Consider the following 16,923-nt stretch of genomic DNA (forward strand, 5'->3'; position numbering starts at 1 on the left):
GTTTAGGGGCTGAGCCGCAGCGTGACGGAAATCGGACGATGATCCGAGCCGAAACGTGGGAGCGCGCGGGCCTCAAGACGGTTCACACCGCGTACAAGGCAGCGGTCCAGCCGCAAGGGAAGACGATCCAGCATCCGATGGGTTTTTTCCTTGGGGCCGACATCGTGAAATCCGGGCAACATGACCGGCCCGACCAGATTGAAATCCCCCATGATGACGGCACGCCGATGCATGCTCGTCGTCAGGCTGCGAAGCTGCCGACGGTTAAGGATCTGTCCGTGCGACAGATGCACATTGGCCAGCGAGAAACTTCCGAAATCGATGATCTGCGCTGTGCGCTTCACAACCAGCCCCCGTGGCAGATGGCAGAAAGAAGGCGGTCGCGTGAACGGCAGACGGCTCCAGCATGCTGTGCCATGTGGGCGGCCAGGAAGCGGAATGCGGTCGTAATAGCCGCCCAGAATTTCAGGCAGGACGTCGACAGGTTCCTGTGCTTCCTGCATCAGCACAACATCCGGATCTTCCGAACGGATAACGGTCAGAACATCTTCCAGTGATGCGCCATCCCAGCGAAGGAGATTCCAGCTCAGGATGCGAAAGGGTGAACCGGACAGAAGGGATGCCGTCACTTGGGAGACTCCGAAATATAAAGATGTCGCGGTTCAGGTCGATGCGGACCAGCAGCAAACTCACTGGTGAGCGTATAGCCGACAGCAAGTAGGACCGGCCCAAGAAAGATGCCGAGCCCACCAAAAGCCACAACGCCACCCAGGACGCCCAGCACAGTCAGCAGATAGGGCAACTGAGCACCCCGTGAAATGAAAATGGGCCGGATCAGATGGTCTGCCCCGGAAATGACGATGATGCCGTAAGCGGCAAGGAAAAGGCCGTGCCCAACGTGATGGTTCATGCCGAGCCAGAGAGCCGCCGGGATCCAGATCAGGGGGGCGCCAATTGGGAAGACTGCGACGAAAGCGGCAATCCCCGCGAGAAGAACCGGTGAGGGAACGCCTGCAATCATGAGGCCGATGCCCGTCAGGACGCCCTGAATGATTGCTGTGCCCAGAACGCCATAAACCGTACCCCTGATTGTCCGTCCGATGACGTTGATCAGGCGTGGTGTGGCCCGGGGACCGGCGATCCGGGCAATCAGCGCCGTGATGGTAAGACCGAGTGAATCGCCATTCAGCCAGAGAAAGAATGCCACGAACAAAGCCATGACAAGCTCCACCAGACCACTGGCAAGCTTCATCAGAATGGCGAGTGTGTAATGGGCGATCTGGCCAAAATAGGGACGCAACATTTCTGTAGCCGCACCGACATCATGAGTCAGATGGTGCCACCATTCGACCAGATGAGGTCCTGCCAGCGGAATATGAGCCATCCATGCCGGAGGCGGTCCGGCCGAGCCCGCTTTAAGAAGCAGACTATCCAGCGTGCCAATGGTTTCCGGGATGTCACTGATGCCAGCAGACGTCAGAACCGACAGTGGGACGATGATGGTCACCGCACTGAGGACCATCATGGCCAGTGCGGCGAGGGAGGGACGAATGTGACGTCTCAGCCACCGGTAGATCGGCCAGCTGGAGAAGGTCAGGATAGCCGCCCAGAGGATGGCCGAAAGAAACGGCCAGAGGATGACGCCGCATCCATAGGCAATTCCGACAAGGACGAAGCCCAGAATGATCCGCTCGGTTGTCATGGGGCGGACTTCCAGCGGATCAGTGGCTTCAAGGCAGGGACCTGCATGTTCATGGCTGAACAGTCTGCCACGCTCTGGCGTCCTGCGCATCCCTCGACCTATGGTAGTAGAATGATGAATTCACCGCTTCTTGCCGCACAGGACCTCCTTGCAGGGACTACGGCGTATGTTCCGCTGGATGCCAGCGTTCTCCTGCCCGGTCAGAACGGAAATCCGGACGCTGCGTTCCGTGAGGCCCGTATTCCGGGTGCACGCCGATTCGACATTGATGTCTTTGCCGATCCGGAAAGCAGCTTGCCCCATACCGTGCCGGGTGCAGCCCGGTTCGCGCGTCTGATGGGCGAACTTGGCCTGACCGAAGACACGCCGATCGTCTTTTATGATGGAAAAGGAAGTGTCGGAGCCTGTCGGGGATGGTGGCTGGCATGCCTGTTCGGGCACCGGACTGTTCGAATTCTTGATGGCGGACTGAAGGCTTGGCAGGAAGCCGGTGGCACTATCGAGCATGGTGAACCCGCTCTGGTATCGCCCGCCCGATACAGAACGCGCCCACGATATGGCCTGCTGGCGGGAAGCGGAGACATTCTGGAAGCTCCCTCCCAGACAGTCGTACTGGACGCCCGCAGTCATGGGCGCTTTACGGCGTCTGTACCTGAACCGAGACCGGGGGTGCGTGGCGGTCATATGGCCGGTGCCCTTAGTATGGACTGGACACGGCTTGTCGATGAGCATGGTCATTTCCTGCCTGCGGAAACGCTTCGCTCCTTGTTTGCGCCAGTCGCCGGGCGTCGCGTCATTACAAGCTGCGGGTCGGGACTGACAGCTGCCACGCTTCTGGCTGGACTGGCCATCGCCGGGCTTCCGGATGGAGCACTGTATGATGGATCATGGGCAGAATGGGGAAGCGATCCGGACGCGCCAATTGTAACGGGAGAAGATCAGGTATGAGCGATATTGAAACACGTGTGAGCACCGGTTGGAAACGCCTGGCTTCAACCTTGGTACAGGGGGCAAGAGAAGACGCCAGTGACGGTGGAACCCTGGTAAATATTCCTCCTACGCGAGGCTCCACTGTTCTGTTTCCCACGCTGGAAGCCATGAATCGCATGGATGGTCGGAGCCATGCTCATAAAGCGGTGTATGGTGCCATGGGCACCCCTATTCAACATGAGCTTGAAAAGCTGCTGGCATCCATTGAAGGGGGAACACATACACAGGTCGTAAATTCTGGCCTGAGTGCATGCACAACGGCACTTTTGGCGTTTTTAGGACAAGGGGACCATCTGCTTCTACCTGACTCAGTTTATGGGCCAACCCGTCGTTTTGCTGACACCATGCTCAAGCGTATGGGAATAAACACCACGTATTATGCCCCGCTGGCGACGCGTGAAGAGGTAGAGGCGTTGATCAAGCCGGAAACACGCATCGTTCTAGCGGAAAGTCCAGGTAGCCACACGTTTGAAGTGCAAGACGTCCCTATGCTCGCAGACGTTGCTCATCAGGCAGGGGCGTTGCTGTTCCTCGATAACACTTGGGGAATCGGTGTTTTTCAGCCGTTCGAGCATGGTGTGGATTTGTCCATTCAGGCTCTCTCAAAATATCCCGGCGGCCACTCGGATGTCATTATCGGGTCTATAACCGTTAACGATGAGGGACATTGGAAGACCTTGCGTGACGCCTCCATCCAACTTGGGCAATGTTCCAGCCCGGACGATTGCTGGCTTACTCTACGCGGTCTCAGGACAATCGGCGTGCGACTGGCGCACCAGGCCCGTTCGGCACTTGAAATTGCCCAGTGGTTGAAGACACGTCCGGAAGTGGCGCGTGTGCTGCACCCGGCTCTGGAAGACTGTCCGGGGCACGAAATCTGGAAGCGTGATTTTACAGGCGCATGCGGCCTGTTTGGTGTCGAGCTTAAGCCGGACATCAGTGTCGCGGCTGCGGAGCGGATGATCGACGGTCTGAGCATGTTCGGGATTGGAGCCTCCTGGGGAGGTTATGAAAGCCTTGTGCTTCCCACGACGGGGCATGTTCGCCGCGTGACGGGAGAAGGTGGCCCGAAGGCGGCAACCTTCCGCCTGCATATCGGTCTGGAAAGCGTGGATGATCTCAAGGCTGATCTGGCGCGAGGGCTGGATGGTCTTGCCGGGGTGGATCAGTAATGCCAAGCAAGGAATGGATTATCTGGTGGGTCATGGTGGTCGGTTATGCCGTCATGACCGCGACCCTGCTTTATGGGGTGTGGCTGTACGGCACGGCTTTGTTCCATCAGATCAATTTCTGGATCACGCTGTTTATCATGGTGGCTATGATCCCGTCCTTCCGGGATCTGGGTCGTCGCAAGAACGGATTACCTCCGCCGAAAGCCTAAGGCCTCGGCAACATGATGGCGCTGGATCTGCTGCGTGCCTTCCAGATCAGCAATGGTTCGGGAAACACGCATCAGGCGTGTCAGCCCGCGGTTGGAAAGGCGCATTTTCTCGGCGGCCTGTTCAGCCATGGAACGAGCATCATCATCCATGACGAACAGGTCTGGTGAGACCTGAGCATTACAAGCACCCTGCCGTTCGATCTGCCGTGCCCGCGTCTTTTCAACACGGGCGCGGACCGTCGCGCTGTCCTCACCTCGTGGTGCCCGGCTGATTTCGACGGGCGAAAGTGGGTCAATCTGCACGCAGATATCCATGCGATCGAGCATGGGGCCTGAGATTTTTGCACTGTAATCTTCCCCGCAACGAGGAGCCTTGCGGCAACTCCGTTCCGGGTCTCCCAGATAGCCGCAACGGCAGGGGTTCATCGCGGCAATAAACTGGAAACGGGCCGGATAAGTCGTGTGCTGGGCCGCACGCGCAATGCAGATGGACCCCGTCTCAATAGGCTGACGCAGCGATTCCAGACAGGACCGGGAGAATTCGGGCAGTTCATCCAGGAACAGCACCCCGTTATGCGCCAGACTGACTTCGCCGGGCCTCGCTTTCGCTCCTCCGCCGACCATGGCGGGAAGGCTCGCACTGTGATGTGGGGCGCGATAAGGCGGCCGAACCGTCAGGCGTCCCTCTTTCAGAAGACCGGAGACGCTGTGAATCCGGCTTGTCTCCAACATTTCTTCCGTTGTGAGATCCGGCAGGATACTCGGCAGACGACATGCCAGCATGGATTTGCCAGCGCCGGGCGGTCCGCTCATGAGAACGGAATGTCCACCGGCTGCTGCGATCTCCAGTGCGCGCCGACCCAGCGCCATACCTTTGACGTCTGCGAGGTCCGGCCCGTAATCAGGCGTGTAGCCCTGCGCAGGCGGAACGGGCGTCAGAACCTGTTCGCCCCGGAAATGAGACACAAGCGATAGGAGTGTTTCTGGTGCCAGAATGTCATGACCGGGATTACCCCATCGTGCTTCCGTGCCCTGAAGCGAAGGACAGATCAGGCCTAAGCCCTCTGTTGCGGCACCCAGAGCTGCGGACAGAACACCGTTGATTGGATTAACGCGCCCATCCAGAGAAAGCTCGCCAACGGCGGCATAAGCGGACACGGCCTCGAAGGGGAGAAGTCCCATCGCCACAAGCAGTCCAAGGGCAATGGGAAGGTCAAAATGCGCGCCTTCCTTGATGAGGTCGGCCGGGACCAGATTGACCAGAATTCGTTTGGGCGGAAGCGCCAGACCCATTGCCGTCAGGGCGGCACGGACGCGTTCGCGGGCTTCCCCGACAGATTTGTCCGCCATACCCACGACCAGAAACGCGGGTAATCCGGTCGAAACCTGAACTTCGACCGTCACCGGAACAGCTTCAATTCCTGAAAAGGCAAAGCTCTGGATACGGGCGAGAGCAGGTGTGGTCTTGGGAGGTGTGTTCTGGCCGGATGTCGTCATAGGGCGAGATCGTAGCCAGAACATGTTACCGGATGGTTAACGTTGGTAAATCAGGCGCGCACGAAGCGTGCCGTCCATGGCGCGCAGGCCGTCCAGCAGGTGCTGGTCCATGTCCGGACCCGTCGACTCGGCTTCGACGACAACGTAGCCGACTTCACCGTCTGTTTGCAGATACTGCGCCGTGACATTGCAGTTCTCGGCTGCGAACAGTTCGTTGATCTGTCGCATGATGCCTGGGCGGTTGGCGTGAACGTGCATGAAACGCGTGCCACGTGGCCGCTCCGGAAGCTGTACGCTCGGAAAATTTACGGCACCGATGGTGGAGCCAACATCCGAATAGTCCACCAGTTTGCGCGCGACTTCAACGCCGATCCGCTCCTGTGCTTCCATCGTGGAACCGCCGATATGCGGGGTGAGAAGCACATTTTCCAGACCCTGAAGGGGGGAAACAAAACGCTCACCTGCAGCCTTCGGCTCGACCGGGAAGACGTCAACACCGGCTCCCATCAGATGACCGTCCTTGAGAGCCGCAGCCAGAGCATCCAGGTCCACGACAGTGCCGCGGGCGTTGTTGAGCAGGATGGAGTTGGGCTTCATCGCCCGGATCTCGGCCTCACCGATGAGCAGGTTCGTATCCGGCGTCTGGGGAACATGCAGTGTGACGACGTCGGACTGGGCCAGCAGGTCCTTCAGCGTGGCAACGGCTACGGCGTTCCCGTGCGGAAGACGCGGCATGATATCGTAATACAGGACGCGCATGCCAAAGGCTTCGGCCAGAACGGAAAGCTGCGAGCCGATAGAGCCATAACCGACGATACCCAGCGTCTTACCGCGAACTTCCCATGCGTTGATGGCAGATTTGTCCCAGCCACCCTGATGGCACTGCTCGGAACGGGACGGGATGCGGCGCATCAGCATGACGACTTCGCCCATCACCAGTTCGGCGACGGAACGGGTGTTGCTGTACGGGGCGTTGAAGACCGGAATGCCGGCCATGCGAGCGGCTTCCAGATCGACCTGATTCGTTCCGATGCAGAAGCAGCCGATAGCCATGAGGCGGTCAGCGGCTTCGATGACGTCCCGTGTCAGCTGGGTGCGGCTGCGGATGCCGACCATGTGTACGCCCTGAAGCGCTTCTTTGAGGGCATCGCCTTCAAGGGCGCCTTTCAGCCGTGTGACCTCTGCATAACCCTGCACATTGAAATGCTCGACAGCACTCTCATGGATGCCTTCAAGCAGGAGAATGCGGATCTTGTTCTTGGGGAGAGAGAATTGCGCGTCCATATTTCCATCCCGGTCCTGAACCGGAAGGCTCCGGCTCTCATTCCAACCTGTCCCGGCCCATGATCACCGGGGCGTCATGCCTAACGCATCGTTCACGGATGGGAAAGGTGGCTCACGATTTCTGTGAGCAGGGCAGGGTTGCCACAGGCCAGAACCGTTCCGTCGCTATCGAGGCTGAGAGGCTGACCCTGCCAGTCTGTGATGCTGCCTCCCGCGCCCTCGATAACGGGCACCAGTGCACCCCAGTCCCACGGGTTCATCGTGCATTCCGCAATGACGTCAATCTGGCCGAGCGCCAGCAGTCCATAGGCGTAGCAGTCGCCACCCCAGGATGTTCTCCGGACGCGCTTCTGAAGGTTCGCAAAGCGTGGGGTGTGGGACGGTGTCATAATCTCCGGGGACGTGCAGGACAGCTCGGCTTCTTTCAATACCCGGCAGAGGCGTGTGCCAATCTGACCAGGAAGGCGATCTGAAACGAAGCGGGTTTTCTCTCCTGCCACACCAATCCAGCGCTCCCCGGTGAGAGGCTGGTCAATCAGACCGAGCACCGGACGGCCTTTATGAAAAAGCGAAATCAGGGTGCCGAAGGTGGGGCGCCCCGTGAGGAAAGCGCGTGTTCCGTCAATCGGGTCGAGAACCCACAGCCAGTCGCCTTCATGTCCGCTCATGCCGCTTTCTTCGCCAAGAATGGCGTGCTCGGGGAGGGCTTCTTCCAGAATGGACCGCATGACCTTTTCAGCCGCACGATCAGCCACGGTGACGGGGCTGTCATCGGATTTGGCATCGGCCTGTAAGGATGTCCGGAAATGGGGGATGACAGTCCTGCGGGCAGCATCGGCACAGGCTTCGGCGACGGCAAGCGCCTTGTTCAGAACTGTTTGAGTCATATTTTCCTTCAATTTTCGTCAGAAAGCCCACAGAAAACCCAGAGTCAGATTGACGCCCGATCAGGTGGGCGGCATCAGAAGGGCCATGCGTCCGATCATCGTCATTCCCTCCAGACTTGCCTCGACCCGCCTTCCACGCAAGCCCCTTGCAGATATTGGCGGTCTTCCCATGATTGTCCGTGTTGCGAAACGGGCTCTTGAGGCAAAAATCGGGAAAGTGGTGGTCGCCGCTGGTGATCAGGACATTCTTGACGCGGTCAGTGGACTGGAAGGCGTTCAGGGTGTCCTGACCGACTCGTCTCTTGCCAGCGGTTCAGACCGTGTGCACGCGGCCCTCGAGCAGGTGGACCCGGCTCGAGAACATGATGTGGTCATCAACCTTCAAGGCGACTTGCCGCTCATTGAGCCTGGCAGTCTAACGGCTGTTCTGGAGCCTCTGAAACAGGGTGGCTTCGACATTGGAACGCTTGCTGCGCCCGTGCAGAGCGAATGGGAGCGGAATGCCGAGCAGGTGGTGAAGATCGCCTGTGACTTCGGGGATGCTTCTGTCGCACGGGCACTCTATTTTTCGCGTATGCCGATCCCATGGGGAACTGGTCTGCACTGGCACCATGTCGGAGTCTACGCATGGCGTCGGGAAGCGCTTGAACGCTTTGTGTCTCTGCCTCCCTCTGCATTGGAGCAGAGGGAAAGTCTGGAGCAGCTTCGTGCGCTGGAAGCGGGAATGACCGTTGGGTGCGCGCGTATTGAACATGCACCTCAGGGGGTTGATACGCCTGAGGATCTGGAACGAGTGAGAGGACTGGTCTGATGCCGGTAATTGCTTTTCAGGGGCAGCCTGGCGCCTATTCAGACCTCGCGTGCCGTCAGGCCCGTCCTGGCTGGACAACGCTCCCCTGCGCAAGTTTCGCAGCCGCGATCGAAGCCGTTCACGATGGGCGTGCAGACGAAGCTCTGCTGGCCTGTGAGAACTCTCTCGCCGGGCGTGTGCCGGACATTCACTCCCTGCTGCCGGAGGCTGGCCTGCACATTGTGGGAGAGCATTTCCAGCGCGTTGAGCACTGCCTTCTGGCTGTTCCGGGGACTGAAATTTCAGATATCCGCCGCTTGCATACGCATCCAGTGGCACTCGGGCAGGTTCGTAAGCTCATTCGTGAACTGAATCTGGAAGTCGTGCCGGAATTTGATACAGCCGGCGCAGCGGAACTGGTGGCAAAGTGGGGACGCAAAGAGGATGCAGCAATTGCGTCTTCTCTCGCGGGCGAACTGAACGGCCTTACGGTTCTGAGGCGGAATGTGGAAGATGCCGCACATAATACCACGCGGTTTTACCGAGTGGCGCCTGTGCCGAACTTTCCGGATGTCAGCCGGGACGACACGCTGACCACACTTCTGATGCGGGTCGGAAACACGGCTGGTGCGCTATACGCGGCATTGGGTGGATTTTCGCGGCATGGTATAAACATGACCCGAATTGAGAGCTACATGCTGAACGGCTCTTTCACGGCGACGCAGTTCCTGATGGATGTTGAAGGACATCCGGAGCAGCCTGCGCTTGCAGCCGCTTTGAAAGAGCTGGAGCAGTCCAGCGACAATTTGAAGATTCTGGGTGCATACCCACGCAGTCTTGCTCGTTCCGGCACATGACGCTGGCGGATCGGAAGAGCAGGATGGAACGCATGATGAGCAGAGGCGAGACGATGGTGGAGACGGGCATGTATCAGGGGTCGCTGACGGCTCTGATTACCCCGATGGATACGGATGGACGTATCGATTTCGGTGTGGCGACAAAGCTCATCGAGCGCCAGATTAAAGCCGGCACCAGTGGTCTTGTTCCAGCAGGGACTACGGGCGAAAGCCCGACCCTGTCTCATGAAGAGCATGGTCAGATTATCGCGCACTGCGTCGAGACATCCAACGGGCGTGTGCCTGTCATGGCGGGTGCGGGTTCAAACAGCACCTCCGAAGCTGTTCAGATGGCGAAGCATGCTCATTGTGTGGGCGCGAATAGCCTGCTGGTCGTCGTGCCCTATTACAACAAGCCGACGCAGGAAGGGCTTTACCGCCATTTCATGGCGATTGCGGATGCAACCCCGCTTCCGATGTACCTCTACTGCATCCCGGGCCGCTCAGTCGTGGATCTGACGCCTGAAACGCTGGGTCGTCTGGGCGAGCATCCGAATATCGTGGGTGTGAAGGACGCGACCGCCAACATGGCGCGCCCGATTGCCGTGCGTCGTCATGTGAAGAAGCCGCTCAATCAGCTTTCCGGGGACGACAACACGGTTGTTTCTTTCCTGGCTGCTGGCGGTGATGGTTGCATCGGTGTGACCTCCAACGTCGTACCGGATCTCTGTGCACAGATGCATGCTGCCTGGAACGAAGGACGTGTGAAGGATGCCATTGCTCTTCAGGACCGTCTGTCCCCCCTGCATGATGCTATGTTCATGGAAAGCAACCCGGGGCCGGTGAAATACGCTATGTCCAGGCTGGGTCTATGCACAGCCACGTTGCGTCTGCCGCTGGTTGAGCCTCAGGATGCAACGCGTAAGGCCATTGACGCAGCTTTGCGCTCTCTCGATCTATTGGACTGATATTTCTAAATGGCCGGAAAAAAAGAGAAGAGCGGCATGATCTCTCATGGGATCGTCGCTCAGAACCGTAAAGGCCGGTTCGATTATACGATTCTTGAAACCACGGAAGCAGGCATTGTTCTGAAAGGCCCTGAGGTGAAAAGTCTCAGATTAGGTCGTTCAACGATCACGGAAGCCTATGCCGCTGAACGTGACGGCGAGATCTGGCTCTTCAATGCCTATATTCCTGAGTATCAGGGCGGTGTCCTGTCTCGTTTCGAGCCAAGAGCGCCTCGCAAACTTCTGATGCACAAGAAGCAGATTGCCCATTACCTGTCCGCTGTGACGCGTGCCGGCGCCTCATTGGTGCCGTTAGATATCCACTTTAATGCTCGCGGAGTCGCGAAAGTCACGATTGGGCTGGGGCAGGGGCGCAAGAAAGAGGACAAGCGTCACGCGATTGCCGAGCGTGACTGGCAGCGCGACAAGGCGCGTTTGATCCGAAGCAAGGGCCGAGATTACTAAATTTTCGGTAGTGTTAGCGTTTTGAAACGCGAGTGAGGTCGCCTCATTTCGCTAAAAGTCATTCCTGATCATGCAGAAACAAAAAACCGCTGTGGACATAGTCCACAGCGGTTTTTCTATTCGTTCAGCAAAGTGCCGAAGCTGGATCAGTCAGCGCTGATGACTGCAGCTTCCGGACCCTTCTGACCCTGAACAACCTTGACGTTGATCGTCTGGCCTTCGTCGAGGGTAGCAAGCTGTGAGCGCTCGAGAGCGGAAGCATGGACGAAGATATCCTTGCCGCCGGAATCAGGCGTAATGAAGCCGAAGCCCTTTGTGGAGTTGTACCACTTCACGGTGCCACGGATGTCCTGTGCGTCGGACAGGTCAGGAGCCGGACGGCCCGGACGAGCGGACGGACCACCGAAGCGCGGCTGCTGCGGAGCGCCGAACTGAGCGCGCGGACGCGGTGCTTCAGCCGTGCTTTCGTCAACGGAAAGAACTTCCGCAACCTGGCGACCCTTCGGGCCCTGGCCGATGCGAACAACAACGGTTGCGCCTGGGTTGACGCTGCTTACGCCCGCGTTGCCGAGAGCGTTGGCGTGCAGGAACACGTCACCGGAGCCGTCAGCCAGTTCAACGAAGCCGAAGCCCTTTTCCGTGTTGAACCACTTAACGCGGGAGCTGATTTCTGGGCCGGATGCTGTGACGAAGCTGCTGCCTGCACTACGACGAGGAGCGCCGAAGCCACCACCACCACCGCCGCCGAAGCCACCACGGTCACCATAGGACGGCTGGGACGAATAGTCCCCGTCAAACCCGCCGCGGCGAGGTGAGTTAAAGCTGCGGTCGGTTCTGTTGTTTCTCAACGGTCTAATCCCGAGACTGGGGCGCCGCGGAGGGGGTCAATTCCCTGCCGTGACGTATTACAAAAAAGGTGAGTCCAGCGTCAGCGCCTTCCTCTGTGGGAATCACTAGCATGCTTTTTTGCCCCACTGCCACAACGAAAGTGAGAGAAACGCCCAACTCGCGCGGATTTTAAGATTGTCACGCATACCAGAAGGCTTTGCTTCATAGCCCGGAGATGACATACAGGCGCAATACAAGCCCCAAGACCCTGATCGTGCGCGAGATACAGAGGTGCCCATGCAGACCCGACTGACTCTTTCCCTTGGGGCGACAGCCCTGCTTGCACTGGCATCTTCATCCGCCATGGCGACCCCTCTTCAGGATCCGTATGGCACCTGGACCATTCAGGGTGAAAACGATGCAGTTTCAACGCTCAAGGGAACGTCAGACCAGTATTATACCTCGGGTCTGCGCATTAACTGGACGTCCGGTACCGACAATCTGCCGCTTCCGATTGCGAATCTGAATCATTTCCTGATGGGTAATGGACAGCAGCGTATCAGCATTGGACTGCAACAACTGATCTTCACACCGCGTGAAACCCAGATGGCTCAGCCGCCACAAGGCGACCGTCCATACGCCAGTCTGATGCTTGGCACCGTCAATCTCATTAATGACACGGATCTTTCCCGCACCGTGATGGGAATCCAGTTTGGTGTCATGGGGCCGGCCGGCCTGGGACGCCAGGTGCAGAATGGGTTTCACAATCTGATCAGTGACACGCCGAATAAGGGCTGGAGCCATCAGCTTGCCAATCAGCCGATCATGCAGATTCAGGCTGGACGTATCTGGCGTTTGCCCATTGTGAATCTTTATGGCGTCGGAATGGATGTTCTCCCTGCCGTTTCTGGCGCAGCGGGTGATTACCGGACCTATGCTGACGCGGCAGCGACGTTCCGTATTGGTCAGGGTCTGAACAGTGACTTCGGAAATTCGACAATCGGTCCAGGAACTGACGGAACTGACGCCTTCCGTGCGACTCGCCCACTCGCATGGTATTTCTACGGTGGTGTTGAAGGTCAGGCTGTTGGTTATGACTCCAGCCTTCAAGGCAGCACGGTTCGTGCAAACGCACCGCATGTCGACAAGGTCTGGGATGTAGGTGAAATTCACGCTGGTGTGGCTGTGATGTGGCACGGGGTACGGCTGTCTTATAGCCAGAACTGGCAGACCGCTCAGTTCAAGACTCAGAAAGCAGGACTGTTCAACTATGGATCAGTGAAGCTGTCCGTGAAGTTCTGACCCCGTCGGGACTATTTTGAAGCCCCGGGTCCCCGGGGCTTTTTTTATATGGGCTGAGAAGTTGGCTGTGTTTGATCCCGAACGGGCGAGCCCAGCAGATAACCTTGGACTTCCTCACAGCCATACGCATCCAGAAACGCCATCTGATACTCGGTCTCCACGCCTTTTGCGCAGGTCGTGATGTTTAATGCGCGCGCCAGGGCCAAGACTGCGCTCATGACTTCGTTTGCACGGTCGTTTTCGCCCAGCCCCTTGATAAAGCCTCTATCCAGTTTGATTTGATCCAAAGGATAAAAGCGAAGACGCTCAAGGGAAGAATGCCCCGAACCAAAATCGTCTAGAGCCAGGCGCACCCCGAGTGCGCGAACCCGGGCCAGTTCGCGAAAGGTAATATCTTCGGGTCCGAAAAACCGGGATTCTGACATTTCAATTTGAAGACGGCTCGGGGCGAGGCCGGTCTCTTGCAGGATTTCTGCAATGAGCTTTGAAAGTCTCTCGCTTGCCAGCCAGACGGGAGAAATATTGACGCAGATCCGGTAAGGCGTTTCCCAATACGCAGCTGCCTTGCACGCCTGTCGAAGACTCCATGTATCAAGAACTTCAACCATGCCGGCTTCTTCGGCGCAGCGAATGAAGAGCTCGGGAGAAACTTCGCCATGACCAGGCCGGTTCCATCGAAGCAATGCTTCGTGAGCAACGATTTTCTGCGTGGCCGTATTGACGATTGGCATCCAATTTAAAAAGAGAGCGTTATCTTCTGCGGCTTTCGCTAAATCCTGCTCAAGGCTTGAAGATAGAAGATGGAGTTCGGTTGTTTCTGCTGTTGCGCGTCTCTCGTGGCCTCCGCCAGCTCTTTGAGCCTCAGCCAACGCGGCTTTGGCACCTGTAAGCAGGTCTTCGACTGATTTTCCATCTTCTGGAAACATGCTCCAGCCAACGGAGAGAGAAAAAGGAAGCGACATTCCGGCTGCAGCAATAGGAGTGTCGGACGTCCTTAGGATTGAAGTCATCAGGGAGCGTGTCGTCACCACGGTGTGCCCAGGGGGAGTTAGAACGACAAAATTACCTCCCCCCATACTACCGAAAAAGCTTTCCTGGGGCAGAAGCTTATTAATACGTCTGATGATTTCCTCAAGCATGAGGTCCGCAGTATCCCAGCCGTATCTTTCGTTAATAAACGAGAGATGATCCAGATTGAAGCGGATCACGCCAAAGCTCGCCCGTTTCGTAAGATCTTTCGTGCGATCAATATGGGATTGAATGGCTTCCAGGCTCTGCAACCGGTTTGGCATCACAGAACCTGAAGTGCTGATGAGATCGTTTGTCAGCGCCGCTAGGTCTACGAGGGCGACATCACTATCAGAGTGTAACTCAGTGCCAGAAGGCTCGAACACCAGAAGAAAAGTTGCGGAAGTTCGTTGCTGATGGGAGGGGCGACCAAGGAGTATGCCACAAATGCGATGACCCTCCTCAGTCTTGAAGTTTACGACTGAGGAGGAGTGGGTCAAATCGGGAAACGAACATTTTCCAATTTGGTGCGCAAAGGAAGGGCCGAGATGAGAAATCTCAATGGCAGTATTTGTTCTGGCAGGGATACTAAATACAGCCGCTGCTGAAGAACCAGTAAGGGCGAGTGCCAGTCTAAGGATTGGGTGGTAACTGGCAGATACGTTTTCTTTCAGAAGAGAGGCTGCATGCCGGTCTGTGCCAGGTAAAGTCATACTTTGATGCCCAATTCCTCTAAACCTTTGTAACTCTCGAAGAGCGAAAAAGTTTCTCCTCTCCCACATGAATTACACACTTATCTTTAATGATCTTCTAACCAGAGATCAAAAGTCGGTCTGGTTCATTGCGATCGAAAAGAAGCAGAAGTGTTCGTAGGGCGCGCCCTCTATCCCCCTCGAGATGTGGGTTGCGTCTTAGTTCTCGCTCGGAATCCTGCTGCATAGCCGTCACCAGAAGAGAGAGGCGTGCGCCCTGAGCCAGACGAAAACCAGGGAGTCCAGACTGACGATTTCCTGCAAGATCTCCCCCCCCGCGAATCCGGTAATCTTCGTCAGCGATCATAAATCCATCGTTTGTATCCCGCAAAAGGGTCAAGCGTCTGACGGCGGTTGGTGTGGCCATGCCATCGTGCAGCAGAAGGCAGAAAGACTTTTTGGCACCGCGCCCGACACGGCCGCGAAGCTGATGAAGCTGGGCCAGGCCGAAGCGCTCCGCTTGCTCAATCACCATGACGGACGCATTTGGAATATCCACACCCACCTCAATCACGGTGGTGGCAACCAGGATGCGTGTCTCGCCAGTGCGGAAGGCTTCGAGTGCTGCCTGTCTGATTGCGATGTCCTGCTTGCCGTGGGCCAGCCCGACGGCACCGGGAAAGCGCTCGCTCAACATGGCCCAGCGCTCTTCGGCTGCAGCCGCGGACTGGGTTTCGCTGTTTTCAATCAGGGGGCAGACCCAGAAAACCTGTACACCATCCGATACGGCACGGGAGATGGCGGACAGGATGTCTGGCATGGCGTCCATGCTATGAAGCGTTGTGCGAATGGGTTGACGTCCAGCCGGTTTGGAATCCAGCCGGCTCACACTCATTTCGCCCCACTCCATCAGCTGAAGCGTCCGCGGAATAGGTGTGGCCGTCATGACAAGGATATCCGTGGCCTCGCCCTTGGCACTGAGGTTCATCCGCTGTGCGACACCGAACCGATGCTGCTCGTCGATGACGGCAAGCCCGAGATCCGCGAAGGTGACACCGTCCTGAAACAGGGCATGTGTCCCAACTACGATGCGCGCTGTGCCATCCGCAATCGCTGCCAGAGTATCGCGCCGGGATGCTCCTTTGATGGTTCCGCTCAGATAAACACATTCCGCAGGACAGAGACGGGATAACGTTTCGAAATGCTGCCGGGCCAGAATTTCCGTTGGGGCCATGAGGGCAGCCTGCGCCCCGGACTCCACAGCCTGAAGCATGGCATTCATGGCAACGAATGTCTTGCCAGCGCCAACGTCGCCTTGAAGAAGACGCATCATGGGCGTGGGGGAAGCCATATCCCTCAGGATTTCCGTGATGGCGCGTGATTGCGCATCCGTGGGTGGATAACCAAAGCGACGGCGGAGCTCAGCGCGGAGTGTGCCATCTCCTGGCATGCTTCGGCCTAGTCTGCTGCGGGCCTTCAGGCGTGCGAGGCCAAAACAGAGCTGGTCAGCCAAAAGTTCGTCGGCTGCAAGGCGGGAGAGTGCCCGTTCACGTACAGGGGCCCATTCTACATCAGCAGGTATGTTTTCCGGCGCCTGTATCAGCCTGAGTGCCTGTGAAAAGGACAGCCACCGTCGTTTGTGAACGAGAGCCGGGTCCTGCCATTCCAAAAAATCGGGCAGGAGGGCGAGAGCAGCCTTCATGGCCTTGCGAACGGTGTAGGGAAACAGGCCAGCCGTCAGGGGCCAGACGGGCTCAAGCCTTGGGAAGCTGTCCCGCTTGTTCCAGCTTATGACGTGATCCGGTTGGGGCATGGTCAGTTCGCCCTGAAAGCGGCTGGTCTTGCCAGACACAAGGAGTTCCGCGCCTACGGTTGGGGCCGGCATGTTCTTCTGCTGGAAGAAGACGAGATCCAGCCGCCCCGTATCGTCTTCCGTGCGAATGACGGAGGGCTGACCGGGGCGTGCAGCTTTGCGCATCGAAACAGCACGGACACGCGTTGTAAGGATTTCTCCTGGGGCGAGATTGTGTCCGGCGGCAACTGTGCGCAGAATACGACGATCAACGATCCGCTCGGGGAGAGTGAACAGCAGGTCCAGGACGCGCCGTCCGCCTGCGATCTTTTCCAGCAGACTGGCATGTCGCGGCCCGATACCGGGCAGGGACGTCAGCGGTGCAAAGAGCGGGGCAAGAAGATCTGGAGACGGCTGTTCGGACTGCATTGCAACGGGCGCTCCCCGGCTCCTCTTGATGTG

General features: G+C 57.7%; 16 protein-coding genes. 8 read left to right on the forward strand and 8 right to left on the reverse strand.

From position 1 onward, the window contains the following. Positions 1 to 2 precede the first annotated feature (2 nt). Both GFR01_RS11630 and GFR01_RS11635 read right to left on the reverse strand, forming a co-directional pair. Positions 3 to 629 carry an endonuclease/exonuclease/phosphatase family protein gene (locus tag GFR01_RS11630; RefSeq protein WP_063904753.1) on the reverse strand — a complete coding sequence of 209 codons (627 nt, stop codon included), beginning with the start codon at positions 627 to 629 and terminating at the stop codon, positions 3 to 5. Further along, entirely contained in the window at positions 626 to 1,702 is a 1,077-nt protein-coding gene (locus tag GFR01_RS11635; protein WP_099182597.1) for an AI-2E family transporter, read from the reverse strand. The genes GFR01_RS11630 and GFR01_RS11635 overlap by 4 nt, the downstream gene beginning before the upstream one ends. A 45-nt stretch (positions 1,703 to 1,747) precedes the next feature. Here GFR01_RS11635 and GFR01_RS11640 point away from each other — a divergent pair, with 45 nt between their 5' ends. The 3 genes from GFR01_RS11640 to GFR01_RS11650 are packed head-to-tail and all read left to right on the forward strand — an operon-like array spanning position 1,748 to position 4,073. Continuing rightward, the gene (locus tag GFR01_RS11640; protein ID WP_099182598.1) at positions 1,748 to 2,650 is read left to right on the forward strand and encodes a sulfurtransferase; all 903 of its coding nucleotides are present in this window, start codon (positions 1,748 to 1,750) and stop codon (positions 2,648 to 2,650) included. Further along, positions 2,647 to 3,864, forward strand: a complete 1,218-nt coding sequence (gene metC, locus GFR01_RS11645) for a cystathionine beta-lyase (protein WP_099182599.1) — start codon at positions 2,647 to 2,649, stop codon at positions 3,862 to 3,864. The genes GFR01_RS11640 and metC overlap by 4 nt, the downstream gene beginning before the upstream one ends. Continuing rightward, the gene (locus GFR01_RS11650; protein WP_007282091.1) at positions 3,864 to 4,073 is read left to right on the forward strand and encodes a hypothetical protein; all 210 of its coding nucleotides are present in this window, start codon (positions 3,864 to 3,866) and stop codon (positions 4,071 to 4,073) included. The genes metC and GFR01_RS11650 overlap by 1 nt, the downstream gene beginning before the upstream one ends. On the opposite strand, the gene GFR01_RS11655 is transcribed toward GFR01_RS11650, so the two are convergent. The 3 genes from GFR01_RS11655 to GFR01_RS11665 form a co-directional block, all read right to left on the reverse strand. Beyond that, a complete protein-coding gene (locus GFR01_RS11655) occupies positions 4,053 to 5,570 on the reverse strand; it encodes a YifB family Mg chelatase-like AAA ATPase (RefSeq protein WP_099182600.1) in 1,518 nt (505 codons plus the stop codon). The two genes, GFR01_RS11650 and GFR01_RS11655, sit on opposite strands and share 21 nt — an antisense overlap. Before the next feature lie 36 nt (positions 5,571 to 5,606). After that, complete coding sequence (gene serA / locus GFR01_RS11660) at positions 5,607 to 6,854, reverse strand: phosphoglycerate dehydrogenase (RefSeq protein ID WP_063904748.1); 1,248 nt, start codon at positions 6,852 to 6,854, stop codon at positions 5,607 to 5,609. 92 nt (positions 6,855 to 6,946) lie between these two features. Then, positions 6,947 to 7,741: an inositol monophosphatase family protein gene (locus tag GFR01_RS11665; RefSeq protein WP_099182601.1), complete on the reverse strand. Its 795-nt coding sequence runs from the start codon at positions 7,739 to 7,741 to the stop codon at positions 6,947 to 6,949. Positions 7,742 to 7,826: 85 nt separating this feature from the next. Here GFR01_RS11665 and GFR01_RS11670 point away from each other — a divergent pair, with 85 nt between their 5' ends. The 4 genes from GFR01_RS11670 to smpB are packed head-to-tail and all read left to right on the forward strand — an operon-like array spanning position 7,827 to position 10,839. Continuing rightward, the gene (locus tag GFR01_RS11670; protein WP_167384248.1) at positions 7,827 to 8,552 is read left to right on the forward strand and encodes a 3-deoxy-manno-octulosonate cytidylyltransferase; all 726 of its coding nucleotides are present in this window, start codon (positions 7,827 to 7,829) and stop codon (positions 8,550 to 8,552) included. Continuing rightward, positions 8,552 to 9,388 (forward strand): prephenate dehydratase, encoded by an 837-nt coding sequence (locus GFR01_RS11675; protein ID WP_099182603.1) that lies wholly within the window; start codon positions 8,552 to 8,554, stop codon positions 9,386 to 9,388. The genes GFR01_RS11670 and GFR01_RS11675 overlap by 1 nt, the downstream gene beginning before the upstream one ends. Before the next feature lie 23 nt (positions 9,389 to 9,411). Beyond that, positions 9,412 to 10,335 (forward strand): 4-hydroxy-tetrahydrodipicolinate synthase, encoded by a 924-nt coding sequence (gene dapA / locus GFR01_RS11680; protein WP_244902280.1) that lies wholly within the window; start codon positions 9,412 to 9,414, stop codon positions 10,333 to 10,335. A gap of 9 nt (positions 10,336 to 10,344) precedes the next feature. Then, entirely contained in the window at positions 10,345 to 10,839 is a 495-nt protein-coding gene (gene smpB, locus GFR01_RS11685; protein WP_007282084.1) for an SsrA-binding protein SmpB, read from the forward strand. Positions 10,840 to 10,985: 146 nt separating this feature from the next. On the opposite strand, the gene GFR01_RS16125 is transcribed toward smpB, so the two are convergent. After that, positions 10,986 to 11,687, reverse strand: coding sequence for a cold-shock protein (locus tag GFR01_RS16125; RefSeq protein WP_063904745.1), 702 nt, complete (start codon positions 11,685 to 11,687; stop codon positions 10,986 to 10,988). A 277-nt stretch (positions 11,688 to 11,964) separates the two neighbouring features. Here GFR01_RS16125 and GFR01_RS11695 point away from each other — a divergent pair, with 277 nt between their 5' ends. Further along, on the forward strand, positions 11,965 to 12,969 hold the full coding sequence (locus GFR01_RS11695) for a lipid A deacylase LpxR family protein (protein WP_063904744.1): 1,005 nt from the start codon (positions 11,965 to 11,967) through the stop codon (positions 12,967 to 12,969). A gap of 44 nt (positions 12,970 to 13,013) precedes the next feature. On the opposite strand, the gene GFR01_RS11700 is transcribed toward GFR01_RS11695, so the two are convergent. Both GFR01_RS11700 and recG read right to left on the reverse strand, forming a co-directional pair. Next, positions 13,014 to 14,759: a putative bifunctional diguanylate cyclase/phosphodiesterase gene (locus GFR01_RS11700; RefSeq protein ID WP_244902281.1), complete on the reverse strand. Its 1,746-nt coding sequence runs from the start codon at positions 14,757 to 14,759 to the stop codon at positions 13,014 to 13,016. A gap of 28 nt (positions 14,760 to 14,787) precedes the next feature. Continuing rightward, entirely contained in the window at positions 14,788 to 16,890 is a 2,103-nt protein-coding gene (gene recG / locus GFR01_RS11705; protein WP_099182606.1) for an ATP-dependent DNA helicase RecG, read from the reverse strand. Positions 16,891 to 16,923 lie beyond the last annotated feature (33 nt).

The organism is Gluconobacter frateurii, from assembly GCF_002723955.1.
Taxonomy (GTDB): Bacteria; Pseudomonadota; Alphaproteobacteria; order Acetobacterales; family Acetobacteraceae; genus Gluconobacter; species Gluconobacter frateurii.